Source organism: Methanohalophilus euhalobius (assembly GCF_900215215.1).
Classification (GTDB): Archaea; Halobacteriota; Methanosarcinia; order Methanosarcinales; family Methanosarcinaceae; genus Methanohalophilus; species Methanohalophilus euhalobius.
The window spans coordinates 15,533-31,328 of sequence record NZ_OBDR01000001.1 but is presented as its reverse complement, the minus strand read 5'-3'; the positions used below and the strand labels follow the sequence as shown (position 1 = coordinate 31,328).

Below are 15,796 nucleotides of genomic sequence, written 5' to 3'. Positions count from 1 at the left end.
TCAAAAGGACAGACGTAAACAAAGCGATCATGGCATCAAAATCGACAACGTTTTTTGAAAACTAAGTTACAGCCATTTTACTAAAAAATAGGATTTTTAACCAACATTCCTAATATGAATTTCAGGAAATTAAGTATAAATTGGGATGAGTATAACTCATAATAGGCAATTACTCATCCATAAAACCGAAACGAATATGTATCGTTCTAACTGTACCATTTGTACTTGTTAGATTTACAGCAAAGTAATCTAAAAGTATAGGGTAAATTAATGAAAATATCTACTGGTGATAATGTGATTAGTGTTAATGAAAAGGGACTTGCAATAATTGATGAAATGCTGGACTGGGAAGATGAGATTAATGTTGAATCCAAACAGCTCGAAAATGGCGCCACAATATTTGATTGTGGAGTCAATGCCAAGGGTGGCTATGACGCAGGTATGTATCTCTCACGCCTCTGTCTTGCCGATCTTGCAGAAATTACCTACACCAAATTCGACCTTGACGGACTCCCGGTGCCTGCAATTCAGATCGTAACCGATTATCCCACAGTCGCTTGCATGGGTTCCCAGTATGCGGGTTGGAGAATTTCCGTTGGCAAGTATTTCGGAATGGGTTCAGGTCCTGCACGTGCCCTCGGACTCAAGCCAAAGGAACTTTACCAGGAAATCGATTACAAGGATGATGCCGAAGCTGCTGTGCTTGTAATGGAATCCGGCAAACTCCCGGACGAGGAAGTCGTAGAATATATCGCCAAACACTGCAGTGTTGACCCGGAAAATGTCTATATCGCAGTGGCACCTACTGCATCCATTGCAGGTTCTGTCCAGATCTCTGCCCGTATTGTGGAGACAGGTATCCACAAAATGGAATCCGTGGGTTTCGATATCAATACAATTAAGAGTGGTTTCGGTGTGGCACCAATAGCACCTATTGTTGGTGACGATACAAAATGCATGGGTTCAACCAATGACTGCGTAATCTACTGCGGGGAGACCTACTACACAGTAGACTACGGACAAGATGACCTTGAGGAATATGTCAAAAAGACACCATCCACAACTTCCAGAGACTTTGGTAAACCTTTCTATACAACATTCAAGGAAGCAGAATTCGACTTCTTCAAAGTAGATGCAGGCATGTTCGCCCCGGCAAGAATTACCGTAAACGATGTTGCATCTAAAAAATCATACACCGCAGGACGTATCAATCCTGGTATCCTGCTCGAATCCTTTGGGATCAAGGAGGTATAATCCTCCTTTTAATTTTGGTGATCTAAGTGGAAATACTTGAAAAATCTGAAGGAATCGGCGCATTACTGAAAAAATTTGCATCTCTGGCCAAAGAATCGGAAAAAATCATTTTTATTGGAACTCCGGGGTTTTGTACACCTTTTGCAGAAATTGCCGCTTATTCCCTGCGTAAAAGTTCCAGGCAGATGGGATTTGTAGCCAATACTGATATCGAAAAAGCAAAACAACTAATTCCCACGGATATGGGAATGCAACTCGGTGATACAATTGATTATCATGCTGATACGATCGTACTGCTTGGCGGGCTTGCCATGCCCAAAACCGGAGTGGAACCAGAGGAATTGAAAACGATTCTTGAATCGATATATGAGGGGTCTCAGAAGAAACTGCTTATAGGCATCTGTTTCCAGTCAATATTTGAAAAACAGGGATGGACCGATGCTCTGGATTTCGATTGCATAATTGATTCGGACATGTCAGTGTCCCTGAAGAAAACATGATAAATCTCCTTTACCATATACGTGCGTCCACGACAACATGCCAGACGCCCGGGGAATATTTTTTGATACTGCGACACTCCATAATCTCCACATTTCTCCCCTGCATTTTTGCTGCCTTTGTAATCTGCCCGATTGGCCTATCAAACATTAAATTTTCAGCCAGTGCTTCATGAAAATGCAATATGCCCCCTTTTTCACTTAATGCACCGATTGCAGCAGGCAAATAATCCGCTGTTCCTCCCACATATCCCATGATTACCCGATCAGCAACTTCTTTAGGTGTTACTTCAGCACAGTTGCCATGCAGGGGTTGTACAATATGTTGTACATTATTCAATCTTACGTTATCTCTGAGATAGCCAAATGAGACCGGATTCAGCTCAATCGAGTATATTTTTTCAGGTTGGGAATGCACTGCCATCGGGAGAGTGAAATAACCAATTCCAGCAAACATATCAACAACAATTTCCCCATTTCCAAGTTTACTCATCCTGTTTTTTTCCCTTAGGTTACCTTTGGAATACATAACCTCTGTCACATCAAGTTTGAAATAACAGCCATTCTCTTTGTGTATTGTTTCTGTGGTATTACCACTCACAAGCTGTCTTTTTGGTTGCCGTAAACTGCCATTGATACCCAAATCCCTTACAACAGTGTCACAGGAGGGATACATATTCAGTAATTCTTCAGCAATTTCTACTCCCCTATGCATTATTTTATCAGGAATTGTAACTACTATAATGTTTCCAAGAATTTGCCAGCCAGAAGGAATTGCTTCCAGTTCCTCCGGTTTCATTTTACCGGCAAGCCTCTCTTTCAGGTTCATCTGCTGACGGTAGAACTCCGGTTGTTCCTGACGTTTTATTTCATAGCCACTTACCAAATCTGTGACTGGAATTTCAACAAAACTTCCACCTTCAACAATGCGAGATACGAATTTTCGGCTCCGATCCAGCAACTCCCTGGATTGTAATTCAAATCTTACTTTTTCAGTATCCCTGGCAGGTACTATAATTGCAAAATTTTCTTCCATTCAGCTCATTGAGAGGTATGTTTTGTTATAAAATTCATTCGGAATGGAGCGAACATTTATATACTCCACTCCCTTTATAGCTCATCTGGATGAACACAACGAACCGCACGGCCCTTTTTGCTACCAGTAATGGTTTCATTGCAATTAACGGTGCCGTTAAATTGCATATAATGGATTTACTGAACAAAAGGCCATGTTCTTTCGATGAAATTGTCCAAAATACAGGGAAAGCCAAATCCACTGTATCAGTACATCTTAACGACCTTAAAAGAGCAAACCTATTGAGAGAATCAGTAGACGCGGTGGATAGGCGAAAAAAGAATTATAGTTTATCCTCAAAATACGTAGCTTGTTCACAAAAACCACTGGATACTCACTACTACCACAGCCTGGAAAATTTCTCAAACACATTTTCCAGTGAAACTGATTTTTTCCAGAACGTTTTCTGTGCTTTCAAAGCAGGCTTTGAAGCCCAGGGCATTGATCATAATCCTATAATCAAACACATAGGAAGTGACATCGGCACACAAATTGCAAATACTTTTGAGCAAGGAGATTTTATTGACAGCCTTGAAGAGATACGCTCTTTCTGGAAATGCTATAAACTGGGAAAAGTACAGATCGAAGATACAGAGCCTCTTACTATTAAAATAAAAGATTGTTTTGAATGTATGTCAATGCCTGTTCTTGGTCACCCAATATGCTCTTTTGATGAAGGAATGCTGGAAGGTATCCTTCATAAGATCACCGGTGAGAGGCCATCAATAAAAGAAATAGAGTGTTATGCAACAGGAGATAACCATTGCCTTTTCATCAAGGTATGATTACTTTTCTGAACGGATTACACCCATATCAGCATTGAGTTTTGGACCGATCTCTGCAACAATACCCGGCCCATCCGTAGTTTCCCTGCATATCACGCAATGTTCCATAATTCCCAACCTTTCAGTACCATAAATATCCCTGCTGTGGCCTGTTTTTTTCAGCACTGACTTGAGCTGGGAACGTGTAACTGAATTTACAATAATCCTGTCCGTGGAAGCTTTCTTCCATTCCCATAATTTATCAGCCTGTTGGCCGGTAAATCTCACCTGTTCACCCGCGTTTGTATTGAGAATTTCCACTTTAACAGGCATATATGGAATAAGACCAAAACGAGTTGCTACCTGATCCGGACTGCCTGTGCCCAGATTTTTCAGTCCGCTCGCAGTGATAGGGACTTTTTTACCAATGTCTACAACGATTTTATCTTCTTTTATGGATTGTATGTAACCACGGTATTTTTTCCCTGCTACAGGTTCATATACAGGTGTGCCATATTTTTCCTTCAGGAAATGAATCGCAAATTCCGCATCATCCCCATCCGCATCTACAGTAACCCACTTGTTTTTGGAAAAACCTATTTCCAATTTCATGTCAAGATCCTTGAGGTTATCTGCAAATTTTGCAGCAATTGCATCAAGGGTCTGTTCTGTATTTGAATACACTTTTATTGTCAATTCAGTTTGCATATAATCCCGCACAAAAGAAGAGAAATTTATTTTCTGCCCAGCAGTTTATCGAAGACATCTTTGGTGTTACCATAAGCAATGAGAACATCATCATGTATAGGTTCCTCTGAATTCTCAATTGTATCCCCTATCATATGTATTTCCCTGCTGAAAGGACCCAGTTTCAATTTAATCCGGTCTTCACTGGCATTTGCTTCTACCAGTTGTCCATAGATTTCCTCTATCTTATTTCTTAATGTTTTAATACGTTCCAATATTTCTTTGGACTCCCTGTTCAGTTGTGTTCCTTCACTCTCTTCCTCTTCAACTGTTGCTACCAATTCCCTGTACTTTTCAGGAAGATTCTCCCCGAGTGTTATGATAAAATCCCTGAGATTTGTTACTACATCTACACCATATTCTGTCAGTTCTACATATTTTATCCTACCTTCAGCTGTAAACTGTACAAGTCCCATATCAGCCATCTTGGAAAGGATTTTTGTAGTATGTGCAAAAGTCGAATTTATTTGTTTTGTAATAACAGAAGCATACGTCTTTCTAAGAGACCATATAGTAAGGAGTGCAAGGGTTGGTTTTTCCTGAAGAAACAGGTTTTCTACTTCTTCGCGGGACATTAGAAATCACCTGATAATACCATGAGAGGTATCTCAACGTCTATTCTTTATATATATCTTTTTGTTGTATATATATCAATACATATTGGAGAGAATCGACTTTATCACATTTAGAGGGGCATCGGTCTTAAAGGACATCCCGCTGAAATGTGTCCTGCTGGCCGCATATCCCTTATCTCTCAGGTCCTGAATGGTCTTTTCAATACGTGGAGCTGCCACAGAGAGCTGTTTGCATAGCCTGTGCTGATCATAAAAGAAAGGAATATCAAGTTCATCCAGACAGGTCTGGATTATTTTACAGGCTTTTTTCTTCTTGCCAAGGGGTCTTTTTTCAATTTCTTCCATGACCTTTGAACAAAAAATACTGTCATGTAATTTCCCAAGCCAGAGAAGACCTCCTGATTTCATTTCAGTCCCACATTCCGGGCAGGTTTGTTCCATGAAAACAGAGTAGCCTTTTTTCCATTCACGGTAACTGCAATTGTCACAATGTGTGACATAACCCAGCTCCTTAAGTGTCCGATCAGCGTTCTTAGCCCCGCTTTTAATCCCTACATAAGCCCTGACATAATGACGCGTGGCGTGAGAGAGCAATACTTCCATTCCTTTCTCATGACGTGCCAGATGACGGGCAATAGACCCCAGCAGTATCCTCAGTCCCATTTCACTGTGATATTCATTGTTAAGTGCAACTGCAGCGTACTTGCGAATACCGGAATTCAGGTGAGCTCCGCAAAGAGGAGCAGTGTCAGTAGCTGTAACCTCCAGCAAGTTTACAGCAGAGCGACTGGCCGCATCCAGATAGGGAGCAGGACTTCCAAAAGGGTCCAGGTCCACGATATTGAATCGTTTTTCATGCAGGAGAGTATTTGCATTTCTACAGGATGTTTCAGCAATATCGGACAGGTCATTGAGTTTAATGTTTTGCTTGATAAAATCACAGGCCCCTGCATCCCAGTCATTAAGTGTCGTCCTGAGACCTATCTCATTTGCTATGCGAAGCCCTCTGATGCCGGAGGCTGCCATTGCATCCACATAATCGATCTCTGAAGGTGGCCTTTCTTCAAAATCGAAATTTTCCTTAACAAAAACAGAAGTTGCTGCCACGGTAATATCCCGGTTAAGTTCCATATGAGAATTATAGAAAACCGGTGAATTCACAGGCAGTTTGTCTTCAATAGCAGCGGAAGGAACCTCCACTTCGGTGGTCCCTTCTGTTATTTTTCTTGTTTCCATGTCTTCCACATGACATGGTTTTTTTATTTAACCGTAATTGTCATATTCAATCCAGAATACGGAGGTATGTAAAATGAATAGTTTCCTGTTTCATTGAAAGTATACTTAAAAGTCCTCCCATAAGGAATTCTCTGATCTTCCCACAAACCATCTTCACTTTTCAGTGTAAATACACCAGGTTCTTTTTTCTGGTTTCTCCACACAACTGTGTCTGTTCTATTGATTTCTCGTACTTTAGAACCAATATAAAAACTGTTTATCAATATATAGTGAGTCTTTGGAGTATATTCCTCCAATTCCGTATCATTGGCTTCACTTACATTATCTTCTTCATCCACATCTTCAGCTGGCTGGATATCTTCAGCTGACTGATTATCTTCAGCTGACTGATTATCCTCACCATTTACTGGAACCTGCTCATCCTGATCCGTCGTATCCTGTGTTGTACAGCCCAATCCCAGCAGGGATATTACAATTAAAAGTATGATTATTTTTTTCATTCGACCACTCCTCTAATTATTTGTTAAATAATAATTATCTCTACATTTATCAAACTTTCCGGCATAAATAAACATCAAAGATATCTATTTAAATATATATGTCAATATGTGCCGCGGTCATTTTCATTAATGTATAAAAGGAGAATGCATCAATGTCTGTAAAAAACCCCCTCGGCGAAAAGATAAGCCAGCTCAGACAATCCAGGGAGATGTCACAGGAAGAACTGGCAAAAGGTTTGCTTGCCCTGAGACTTATAAATGAGACCACATAGACATATGGGCCCGCAATACTGAATCTCCATACTGTTTTGAATACTCCCTGAAATGAGGTTCAATAGCCCTGCAATGAGGACATGTGGGTAGGAATAACATGACAAGGGTCAGTTTATTCTCTGCTCAACAATCTCCCTCAATATACTGTCAGTGGCATAAACTATTGATTGGTTCATCTATTAATTATTATGTATGGGCAAAGATAAATTTTTCTCAAACTTAAAGCCTCGTCCCGGGATTATAATTTTCTCAGTTCCCTTTTTCTTTTCGGAATTTGTGAAGAGCGATCTCAATGGTAGTACTCAGGTCTTTTTCAGTAAAAGGTTTCAATATATATCCATCCGGATCTGTTTCTTTGGCTTTCTTAAAAGTTACATCATCCGAATGAGCCGTAAGATAAACCACCGGCAGAGAAAATCTATCTTTGATTGTTTTGGTTGCTTCAATACCATCCATATCCCCTTTAAGCCTGATATCCATAAGTACCAAATCCGGGAAAGTTCCTTCTACCTTGGTGATAGCATCCTTTCCCGTAGAAGCAACGCCTGAAACAATATAACCCAGGTCTTGCAAACGGCGTTTTATAACCATTGCCACTATAGCTTCATCTTCTACAACCAGTATTCTTGATTTTTTCAATATCACACCTCTTTATCCCTAAAAGTAATCCTGAAACAGGTCCTGTAATCTGTAGTATCAAGTTCAATATCCCCTTCTATCTGGCTTACGAGATTGGAAACAAGTTGTAATCCCAGTGATTCGGTATTTCTGAAGTCGATATCATCCGGGAAAGCACCCCCTGAATCTTCAACATTAAGTATTAATTGACCTGCAGACTTAAAAAAGTCAATGCTGATTTCCCCATTCTCACCCTTAATAAAAGCATGTTGCAGGGCATTTGAGGTCAATTCATTGATAATAATGCCCAGAGGTACGGCAGAATCCATATCCAAGTATAGATTCTCGATATTAAGATGAATTTTGATAATATCCTCATCAATATTATAGGAATTGATGAGGTGTTCAACAAGATCTTCAATATAATCCGATAAATTAAGACTGGTGAGATTTTCTGAATGATACAACTTTTCATGGATCAGGGCAATTGAACGTACCCTGTTCTCACTTTGCTTGAAGACCTCCATAACTTCATCCGATTTGAAATTGAGAGATTCAAGGTAAAGAAGACCGGAGACGACCTGTAAATTATTCTTTATCCTGTGATGAATCTCCTTAATTCGAATCTTTCCCATCTTTTTCAAAGCCTCTTCAGCCTTTTTACGTTCATTGATATCCAGAATGATTCCCTGTAATTTATTTGAGTGGTTTGCAGAGAAGTTACCGATGAAAGTTCTCTCTTCAACCCACTTGATCTCTCCATCCCTCGTAATTATACGATATTCATAATTAAATTCCCTGTCACTTCTATTAATTGCTTCAAGGAGATTCTGCTCAACATTTCCAAGATCTTCAGGCACTACTATATCCGCATAGGTAATGTTGCCCTTCGTAAACTCATCCTGGGTATAACCAAACTGGGAAATGTTCCTGGATACAAATTCTACCGGCCAGTTTTTCTGGGACTTCCACTTGAATACGATGACCGGGCTGCGGTTTACTATATCTTCCATTTCTGCACGCAACCGGTTTGCGTCCTGTAGGCTATCAAGCACCTCATTGAGTCCTTCCGGAATCTTCTTGAAATCAATGTCTACATCCGTATTTGCCCTGATGTCAAGGTCACCTTCCAGAGCTGAATCCGAAATTGTCCTGAACTCATCCACAATCCCGTTTATCCGATTGTTAAAGGAAGCTGCGATAAGATATGCCATCAGTCCCATAAAAACGATAGAAAATGTATAGATCGTAAACAGATCCGACCGCAGGGAAGCTACGCCTGCAAAAATCTCATCCTTCGGGACAGAAAGAAGAATTGAATAATTGCCTGTCGAAATGGGTTCATAAAAGAGTATCACATCCTTCCCGTTTGACGGGTCAACGATATCGACATAACCACTTTTGCCCTTTTCAATATCACTGGCAACCTCATGAAAGACGGGATTATCAAAGTCCCTGAGTTTTTTGGAACCAATCCAATCCTTATTTGTGGGATGGGAAATAATAATACCGGTATTGCTTACCATAAACAGATAACCGGTCTCAAACGCCTTTACACTACTAACCGTATTATCTACGTAATCCAGACCTACATCCACCCCGCCTATACCTATGAATTTATCGTTTTCAATTATCGGGGAGACATAACTCACAATCAAAGCACCCTGATAGAAATAGGGCTCGGTTAAAACATCCTGCTTTGTCCGTTTTGGTAACTGGTAATAATCTGATGTACTGTAATCAACAAGTGGCTCAACATCTATATCCCCCCCTATCCTGTTCCAGTAGGGAAGGAATCTGCCCGTCCCATCATGAGCTGTGGTATTTATGTAACGTTCATCCTCTCCATCAAAAGCATCGGGCTCAAAGCCACTATAAGTTCCTATCAGCTGAGGATTATCCTCAAGTATACTTCTTATTATATCGTTGGCTTCTTCTCTTGTAGAAGAATCATGAATAGCCCCCATTGTGGTGGCTATATCCCTTGCAATAGCCATATTGGACTTCATATCTGCATTGAATTGGTTGGCATAACTTTGTGCCATTTTAGCAGATTGGTCATAAGCGAGCTGTTCCTCCTGTGAAGTAACCGTTGATATGACTATTGAAGATGAAATAGACAGGATGAGAAAAACACTGACCACAATATAAAGAACAAGTTTAAACCTCAGTGACAGGTCTTTCCATGCCAAATCACTCACTTCCGTTTATGATTTCAGACAGCATCTCAGAGGAAACAGGAACAGAAAGGTCACGATAATAAACAAATAGCTGTGTCCCCCATTCAATTGATCCCTCAGTGAAACTTATTATGTCCCTGTGGTCATACATGTGTGATTTATTGAAAAAACAGAAGTAAGTAAAATCATCACCAATAATCAATGAAGGAATGTAGTCGTTTTCCCGGAAAAGCCTTATATCAACATTTTCCTGCTCGATCAGTTTTTGTATATCTGAAGGCGATTCGGCCAGTATTCTTTCCATTACTGAACCCGTAAAAATCAATTCCAGATTCTTGCCTGCAGAAGAAAGGGAATTAAAAAATTCAACATAATCAGGATGGAAAAAAGAAATCAGACATTTAATATAATTGGATTTGAGCATATTTGAATGTAACTGCAGTTGCAGATCATACATGTGGTCAAGATCGGGTTCAATAACTTCAACTTCACCCAGCTGACCTATATTTTCCACCAAATGGCGGGGAATTGCCTCCATATCGCGTGTGTCCCAGTAATACTCCTTTGAATCAAAAACATCAAGCATACATGCAAGTGGTGACAGGTTTTCAACTATCAAGCGCCCGGTAGTTGTAAGGTCATAGATCCCCTCATCATCTTTGAAGACAAGGCCTTTTTCCCGTAACTTTTTGATTTGAGGAAGAATGGAGGAAGAGGTTACATTTAGATGCTCTTTACTTTTTTTTATATCAGTGGGACCTTCAAGCAAAAGCAAAAGGAATCTTTCTCTCTTGTCGGAAAGAAAAATAGTGTCAATAAGTTCATGTGGAGTCATCTAATATCCTTCAAATTTCAATCTTTTCACAAAGAGAGCAATAATAGTCGAAAAGCTCATCTCCCCATTTAAGGGCACTCTCGTCAAAACTCATTATATCTTTATGATCATAACGGCCGTTTTTATCAAGAAAACTTATGTAAGTAAACCAATCTGAAGTGTCAAGGCCCGGAGGTCTGCTATTTTCCGGGAAAATATACACATGAATATGCGGAGCCCTTATAAGGCGGGTCATTTTAGAATTGCATGACTGCTTCATTCTTTCAAAAACCGGTGGTGTCATAATCAATGACATGCTCTCTGCATGTTCCATTAATTCACAATAAATATCAGGATATTCCGGTCGGTAAAAAGAGATTATCGATTTTATATTTTTGGACTTGAGCAGGTTTTCAGTGAATTCCCGGGGAATTTCAAATGTATGGTTCAGGTCTGGTTCAATCAAAAGGTAATTTCCAAGTTCATACAGCCTGCGAAATAATTTTGGTGGTAGTTCACTTAAGTCATGTTCTTCCAGATAGGCATTATCATTGTTCACCATCTCTATCGTGTTCAAGAGAGGAAGCATTTTCTCAACAATTAATTCCCCAATCGTGGAAAGACAGTATTGATCACCCTCTTCAACTATCAGGTACTTCTCTTTCAGTTTTTTTATCTGGGGCATCATCCCCCTGGAAGTCACATTCAGAGATGTCTTGATCTGATCGATGTTCCTGGGACCTTCCATTAAAAGAAGCAAGAGATTTAATCTCTTATCAGAAAGCCAAACCGTATCACTTAGCGAAGAACCCATTATATCGGATAGCTGATGGAAGTGTATATTATTAATAGTTTCTGTATAAAAAAGGGAAAAACAAGATCGGTATCATATACCGATCTTGACCAGTGGTCTCAGAACACCAGACCCAGGTCTTCGAGTTTCTTCTTTGCCCCGTCATAGACCTTGACGTATTCCTCGGTCGGTGTAACGGTTGCAACATCATAACATTCCTGGAACGTCTTGCCTGCAGGCGCATTGGCATAATCGCCTTCATAGCTTGCTACAAGTTTATCCAGAATCTGGTTGACAGTATCGATATCCATACCAGCGGTTGCACGTGCGACTTCTCCCATCATACGTGCTTCCATACCGGTAGTCTTGTCAGTTATGACCCCCTTTGCAGATGCAACACCGGACAGGATCTCACGACCGGATGCCGTATCGGTCATGGACTGGGCAGCAGCCTCAAGCAGGCACATCTCGGTACATGGACCTGCACATGGATAGTACTGGTTACCGGACAGCAGATCTGTGAACTCGGAAATGGTGGCACATGTCCAACCTGCGATCATAAGGGTCTCACGGGTATTGGTGGAGCCCCAGCGAATGTGCACAGGACCATCAAGGTGCCAGCTGGCACTGCTCATTACCATGGAGTTCAGGTGGGTTGCAACATCGACAATGGCTGTTTCCTCAACACCGCCGGCGTAGCCTCCAAAGATAGGCATCTGTTCATCCATGATGATGTCGCTGTTACCCTTGTAGTGGGCAATGACAGCGATTGCGTCAAGATCGATCTTAAGTTCGTTCAGCTGGGAGACTTCGTGGCTGTCGTTGGAGTTCATACCACCGGCACAGTCTGCACCGATGTTACCCTGGGCAGACAGAGAAGTCTCAGGGCCCTAAACTGCCATACCGGGACGACCTGCCATGGAAGCGGCGGTCCTGATCTGCCGGGTTTCGGATTTGGATGCAAGAACTTCGTAAGGACTGCCGGGTACAGGAGATTTACCACGGGCAGAGGTCATTACACCGTTGACGATGGTGTCACATTCTTTCTCAAGAGCGTAACTCATGTGCACAGGCATGAAGACATCTTCAGATATTGGGGAACCGGTTGGACCACCCTGCACGATTGGTTTTCTCTTGTCACCTACACTACGCTTGCGGCAGTAGACTGCGTCACGACCGCTACCAAGCTGGAATTCCCTGTGCGGATTGTTGATTGCATCCCAGATCTCGTCTTCTGTGTATTTGACGATACGGTGGGTGTCGGTACACCAGATACCACAGTCCAGAAGCATCTCGAAACCGGCTTTGAACAGCCTTTCCATCTGGTCCTTGTCGGTTGGAACAAATTCCTTACCAAAGTCAAGATTGTATTTCTGCTTCAGTTCCATTGACTTCATCGGGATGGTCATTAAGTCCCAGTCATCCTGGGTGCATTTCTCACCGGTCTGGGCACGGTCATAAAAATCATAGCAAGTTACGGATTTGGTAAATGTCATAAATTAATCCTCCCTGTTTTATTTTTTCATTAAGTCAAGAGCCACGTTTGCGGCTTCTGCTGCGTTTTCTGCTGTTGCGTCAGCACCGATTTCCTTAATCCAGGAATCTGTGACCGGAGCTCCACCGAACATTACTTTTACAGAGTCACGCAGACCTTCTTCTTCGAGCAGACGCATGACGTCTTTCTGGCCGAGCATGGAAGTGGTCATAAGGGCAGAGCCGGAAAGCAGAAGTTTCTCGCCTTTGTGGGCTGCTACTTCTTCGATGACCTTGTCGTTGGGTACGTCAACACCCATGTCGACAACGGTGAAACCGTTTGCACCGAGCATGGTTCCAACAAGCCTGTGACCTATATCGTGGATGTCGCCTTCCTGGACGAACTTGATGCAGGTTCCAACGGATTCTGAGGTCTCATCCTCTGCAAGGAGTGGATCAAGAATTTCCATGGCGGCTTTCATGGCCTTGGCAGACATCATTATCTGGGGAAGGTAGACTTCGGCGGCTTCGAATTTGTCACCGATGATCTTCATACCCACAGACAGACCATCATTGATGATCTCGAAAGGAGTTAAACCTGCATCCAGGGCTTCCTGGACGAGGGGACCAGTACCATTGATGTCCTGGTTGACAATCGCATCTCTGAGTTTATCATACATTTCCTGTTTTCCCATTAAATCACCTTATTTATATATTATAGATAACCGGCGTGTCCTTAAAGGAAACTATCTGCCGGCTAACAACTACTAAGAACCTGATTATTTATTTTATATAAATGTTTTTAGTATCGAACATAACTATTTATACTTAAAAACACAACCAAAGGGCATGCCAAAAAAAGAAATGTATCCTATTAAAGAAAAGATGAGCATGGAAAGCCTGGAAAAAAGGATAAGATACATAGAATACCTTACAAAAGTTTTGACTCGGTTGTACTTCATAAGATATCGATACAAAGGTTTTTCAGTGGAAGAATCTGCAAAAAAAACAGGCGTCACAAAAAGGGTTGGTTACATATGGCAGAGAAGATGGAATCGGGATGGATATCCCGGATTATTTCCCAGATATGGAGGTGGCAGACCTTCAAAGCTCAGTGAAGAACAGAAGTACGAACTGAAAAATATACTTCGGGAAAAAAGGAAATGGAAAACTTCTGATGTACAGGCAATTATAAAAGAAAAATTTAATGTGGATTATTCATCAAAACAAGTAAAAGTGATTATTGATTCTTTATCGTAATAGTATACGAAGTTACGTAATATACAGAACAACATTAATTAAAAAGTAGGATTACTGACTAAGTCAAATTAAATATATACTATAACAACCTAGTAAAATACTCTAAATTGTACTTTATTAAATATAATGGCACTAATGAGAAGAGAAGAGGAATTTTTTTAAAATAAGTTTTTATTATCCAAAAATTATATTCATAAAACATGGAAGATAGAGGCGACAGCGTTTTGAATAGAGGCTGTAATGCAATCGGAGTTGCTTTTGATGAGGCACCGCAAGAATTACTAGAGGCTTTTAACAAAACAAGTCTTATTATCAGCAAAGGTATGGCAAATTACGAAAACCTTACAGAAGGAATATGGCTCCATTGCTTATCTGCTGCAGACAAAATGCGAAAGTGTTGCGCTGGACATGGGCCTTGAGAAAGGTTATTCGGTTGCCAAACTCATGAGGTGAAGTTATGTGTGAACTAAAAGCGATTCTGGAAAGGGGAGAAGAAAATAGAGATATTATTATGGAGTCAACTACACGTGTAATTGTGGAAGGAGACGAAATTGAACTTACAGGCATATTCGGTGAAAGAGAAAATGTCCAGGGTTCGATAAAGGAAATCAATTTCTCAAAGGGAGAGCTTATAATACTCGGAAATGATTAATGATCAAAACCGGGGGAATAGGAGCAAATCCCTTTAACTATATATAGCCGACATTACAGGGAGGTACATAAAATGACAGTCAAAGTTGCAATAAACGGTTACGGAACCATCGGAAAGAGAGTTGCAGACGCTGTAAGCGTCCAGGAAGACATGGAAATTATTGGAGTGGCAAAGACCCGCCCTAATTTTGAAGCTTTTATGGCAAAGAAAAAGGGATATGATGTGTTTGCACCTGAAGATCGGATTAAGGGGATGGAAAAGGCAAACCTTGAAGTTGAAGGTTCCATTGATGATATGCTTGAAAGGGCAGATGTCATTGTAGACTGTACACCCGGTGGAATTGGTGAAAAGAACAAGCCAATTTACGAAAAAGCAGGTGTCAAAGCTATCTGGCAGGGTGGGGAAGACCACGAACTTGCAGGTTGTTCATTCAATGCACAGAGCAATTATGAAGAAGCACTAGGAAGGGATTTTGTACGGGTGGTATCCTGTAATACGACCGGCCTCTGCAGGGTCATCAAACCTCTTGATGACGAGTTTGGAGTAAACAAAGCAAGAGTGACCCTGATGAGAAGGGCTGCTGACCCGGCGGATATCAAGAAAGGACCGATCAATGCTATTGTCCCCAATCCCATAAAACTGCCGTCCCATCACGGGCCGGATGTCAAAACCGTCCTCCCCGACATCGATATCGCTACTACAGCTGTGAAACTTCCTACTACACTTATGCACCTGCACACTATCAACATGGAACTGAATAGCGAATGTACGGCGGAAGAAGTAGAAGCGTTACTGGCCAAACAATCCCGTGTGCGTTTTGTCGGACAGGGCATAACTTCCACGGCTGAGGTAATGGAAATGGCTCGTGATATGAACCGCCCAAGGTCTGACATGTGGGAAAACTGTGTATGGAACGAATCTATCACGATATATGAAGGAGAACTATACTTCTTCCAGGGAATCCACCAGGAATCAGATGTGATTCCCGAAAATGTCGATGCAATACGTGCTGTGATGGAAGTTGAAAAGGACGGAACAAAGTCCGTAGCAAAAACTAACAAAGCAATGGGTATCTAATACCCATC

18 protein-coding genes and 1 pseudogene are annotated in these 15,796 nt (G+C 41.2%); 7 read left to right on the top strand and 12 right to left on the bottom strand.

Annotation, left to right across the window (positions count from 1 at the left end):
* Nucleotides 1-294: 294 nt before the first annotated feature.
* Entirely contained in the window at nucleotides 295-1,254 is a 960-nt protein-coding gene (gene mch, locus CP947_RS00170) for a methenyltetrahydromethanopterin cyclohydrolase (protein WP_096711603.1), read from the top strand.
* A 26-nt stretch (nucleotides 1,255-1,280) separates the two neighbouring features.
* Nucleotides 1,281-1,754, top strand: a complete 474-nt coding sequence (locus CP947_RS00165) for a DUF2124 domain-containing protein (protein ID WP_096711269.1) — start codon at nucleotides 1,281-1,283, stop codon at nucleotides 1,752-1,754.
* Nucleotides 1,755-1,764: 10 nt separating this feature from the next.
* Here the strand turns inward: CP947_RS00165 and CP947_RS00160 are convergent, their stop codons facing one another.
* Complete coding sequence (locus CP947_RS00160) at nucleotides 1,765-2,787, bottom strand: class I SAM-dependent methyltransferase (RefSeq protein ID WP_096711268.1); 1,023 nt, start codon at nucleotides 2,785-2,787, stop codon at nucleotides 1,765-1,767.
* Nucleotides 2,788-2,876: 89 nt separating this feature from the next.
* Here CP947_RS00160 and CP947_RS00155 point away from each other — a divergent pair, with 89 nt between their 5' ends.
* Nucleotides 2,877-3,611, top strand: coding sequence for a V4R domain-containing protein (locus tag CP947_RS00155; RefSeq protein ID WP_096711267.1), 735 nt, complete (start codon nucleotides 2,877-2,879; stop codon nucleotides 3,609-3,611).
* On the opposite strand, the gene CP947_RS00150 is transcribed toward CP947_RS00155, so the two are convergent.
* The 11 genes and pseudogenes from CP947_RS00150 to CP947_RS00100 all read right to left on the bottom strand — a co-directional run bounded on the left by CP947_RS00150 (nucleotide 3,612) and on the right by CP947_RS00100 (nucleotide 13,494).
* Nucleotides 3,612-4,298 carry a DUF2110 family protein gene (locus tag CP947_RS00150; RefSeq protein ID WP_096711266.1) on the bottom strand — a complete coding sequence of 229 codons (687 nt, stop codon included), beginning with the start codon at nucleotides 4,296-4,298 and terminating at the stop codon, nucleotides 3,612-3,614. It abuts the gene before it with no gap.
* A 26-nt stretch (nucleotides 4,299-4,324) separates the two neighbouring features.
* Nucleotides 4,325-4,912, bottom strand: coding sequence for a MarR family transcriptional regulator (locus CP947_RS00145; RefSeq protein ID WP_096711265.1), 588 nt, complete (start codon nucleotides 4,910-4,912; stop codon nucleotides 4,325-4,327).
* Between the two features lie 75 nt (nucleotides 4,913-4,987).
* Nucleotides 4,988-6,148 carry a tRNA (guanine(10)-N(2))-dimethyltransferase gene (locus CP947_RS00140; protein WP_096711264.1) on the bottom strand — a complete coding sequence of 387 codons (1,161 nt, stop codon included), beginning with the start codon at nucleotides 6,146-6,148 and terminating at the stop codon, nucleotides 4,988-4,990.
* Nucleotides 6,149-6,171: 23 nt separating this feature from the next.
* The gene (locus tag CP947_RS00135) at nucleotides 6,172-6,648 is read right to left on the bottom strand and encodes a cupredoxin domain-containing protein (RefSeq protein WP_096711263.1); all 477 of its coding nucleotides are present in this window, start codon (nucleotides 6,646-6,648) and stop codon (nucleotides 6,172-6,174) included.
* 252 nt (nucleotides 6,649-6,900) lie between these two features.
* Nucleotides 6,901-7,032 carry a thioredoxin domain-containing protein gene (locus CP947_RS10975; RefSeq protein ID WP_363094043.1) on the bottom strand — a complete coding sequence of 44 codons (132 nt, stop codon included), beginning with the start codon at nucleotides 7,030-7,032 and terminating at the stop codon, nucleotides 6,901-6,903.
* Nucleotides 7,033-7,170: 138 nt separating this feature from the next.
* Nucleotides 7,171-7,560, bottom strand: coding sequence for a response regulator (locus CP947_RS00125; protein WP_096711261.1), 390 nt, complete (start codon nucleotides 7,558-7,560; stop codon nucleotides 7,171-7,173).
* A gap of 2 nt (nucleotides 7,561-7,562) precedes the next feature.
* A complete protein-coding gene (locus CP947_RS00120) occupies nucleotides 7,563-9,740 on the bottom strand; it encodes a histidine kinase dimerization/phosphoacceptor domain -containing protein (protein ID WP_243641472.1) in 2,178 nt (725 codons plus the stop codon).
* Nucleotides 9,733-10,554 (bottom strand): helix-turn-helix transcriptional regulator, encoded by an 822-nt coding sequence (locus CP947_RS00115; protein WP_096711259.1) that lies wholly within the window; start codon nucleotides 10,552-10,554, stop codon nucleotides 9,733-9,735. Before CP947_RS00115 ends, CP947_RS00120 begins: the two co-directional genes overlap by 8 nt.
* Before the next feature lie 10 nt (nucleotides 10,555-10,564).
* A complete protein-coding gene (locus tag CP947_RS00110; RefSeq protein ID WP_096711258.1) occupies nucleotides 10,565-11,347 on the bottom strand; it encodes a helix-turn-helix transcriptional regulator in 783 nt (260 codons plus the stop codon).
* 98 nt (nucleotides 11,348-11,445) lie between these two features.
* A pseudogene (locus CP947_RS00105) lies at nucleotides 11,446-12,822 on the bottom strand (monomethylamine:corrinoid methyltransferase).
* Between the two features lie 18 nt (nucleotides 12,823-12,840).
* On the bottom strand, nucleotides 12,841-13,494 hold the full coding sequence (locus CP947_RS00100; protein WP_096711257.1) for a methyltransferase cognate corrinoid protein: 654 nt from the start codon (nucleotides 13,492-13,494) through the stop codon (nucleotides 12,841-12,843).
* A 154-nt stretch (nucleotides 13,495-13,648) separates the two neighbouring features.
* Here CP947_RS00100 and CP947_RS00095 point away from each other — a divergent pair, with 154 nt between their 5' ends.
* The 4 genes from CP947_RS00095 (at nucleotide 13,649) to CP947_RS00080 (ending at nucleotide 15,788) form a co-directional block, all read left to right on the top strand.
* Entirely contained in the window at nucleotides 13,649-14,059 is a 411-nt protein-coding gene (locus CP947_RS00095) for a helix-turn-helix domain-containing protein (RefSeq protein ID WP_096711256.1), read from the top strand.
* Between the two features lie 200 nt (nucleotides 14,060-14,259).
* A complete protein-coding gene (locus CP947_RS00090; protein ID WP_243641470.1) occupies nucleotides 14,260-14,478 on the top strand; it encodes an ARMT1-like domain-containing protein in 219 nt (72 codons plus the stop codon).
* Nucleotides 14,479-14,516: 38 nt separating this feature from the next.
* Nucleotides 14,517-14,711, top strand: coding sequence for a CooT family nickel-binding protein (locus CP947_RS00085; RefSeq protein WP_096711255.1), 195 nt, complete (start codon nucleotides 14,517-14,519; stop codon nucleotides 14,709-14,711).
* 72 nt (nucleotides 14,712-14,783) lie between these two features.
* Nucleotides 14,784-15,788, top strand: coding sequence for a type II glyceraldehyde-3-phosphate dehydrogenase (locus CP947_RS00080; RefSeq protein WP_096711254.1), 1,005 nt, complete (start codon nucleotides 14,784-14,786; stop codon nucleotides 15,786-15,788).
* The last annotated feature ends 8 nt before the right edge of the window (nucleotides 15,789-15,796 follow it).

Excerpts from the sequence above, each read along its gene's own strand:
- CP947_RS00160 (WP_096711268.1), bottom strand. The coding sequence starts at position 2,787 with ATGGAAGAAAATTTTGCAATTATAGTACCTGCCAGGGATACTGAAAAA.
- CP947_RS00155 (WP_096711267.1), top strand. The coding sequence starts at position 2,877 with ATGAACACAACGAACCGCACGGCCCTTTTTGCTACCAGTAATGGTTTC.
- CP947_RS00150 (WP_096711266.1), bottom strand. The coding sequence starts at position 4,298 with ATGCAAACTGAATTGACAATAAAAGTGTATTCAAATACAGAACAGACC.
- CP947_RS00145 (WP_096711265.1), bottom strand. The coding sequence starts at position 4,912 with ATGTCCCGCGAAGAAGTAGAAAACCTGTTTCTTCAGGAAAAACCAACC.
- CP947_RS00140 (WP_096711264.1), bottom strand. The coding sequence starts at position 6,148 with ATGGAAACAAGAAAAATAACAGAAGGGACCACCGAAGTGGAGGTTCCT.
- CP947_RS00135 (WP_096711263.1), bottom strand. The coding sequence starts at position 6,648 with ATGAAAAAAATAATCATACTTTTAATTGTAATATCCCTGCTGGGATTG.
- CP947_RS00115 (WP_096711259.1), bottom strand. The coding sequence starts at position 10,554 with ATGACTCCACATGAACTTATTGACACTATTTTTCTTTCCGACAAGAGA.
- CP947_RS00110 (WP_096711258.1), bottom strand. The coding sequence starts at position 11,347 with ATGGGTTCTTCGCTAAGTGATACGGTTTGGCTTTCTGATAAGAGATTA.
- CP947_RS00100 (WP_096711257.1), bottom strand. The coding sequence starts at position 13,494 with ATGGGAAAACAGGAAATGTATGATAAACTCAGAGATGCGATTGTCAAC.
- CP947_RS00095 (WP_096711256.1), top strand. The coding sequence starts at position 13,649 with ATGCCAAAAAAAGAAATGTATCCTATTAAAGAAAAGATGAGCATGGAA.
- CP947_RS00090 (WP_243641470.1), top strand. The coding sequence starts at position 14,260 with ATGGAAGATAGAGGCGACAGCGTTTTGAATAGAGGCTGTAATGCAATC.
- CP947_RS00085 (WP_096711255.1), top strand. The coding sequence starts at position 14,517 with ATGTGTGAACTAAAAGCGATTCTGGAAAGGGGAGAAGAAAATAGAGAT.
- CP947_RS00080 (WP_096711254.1), top strand. The coding sequence starts at position 14,784 with ATGACAGTCAAAGTTGCAATAAACGGTTACGGAACCATCGGAAAGAGA.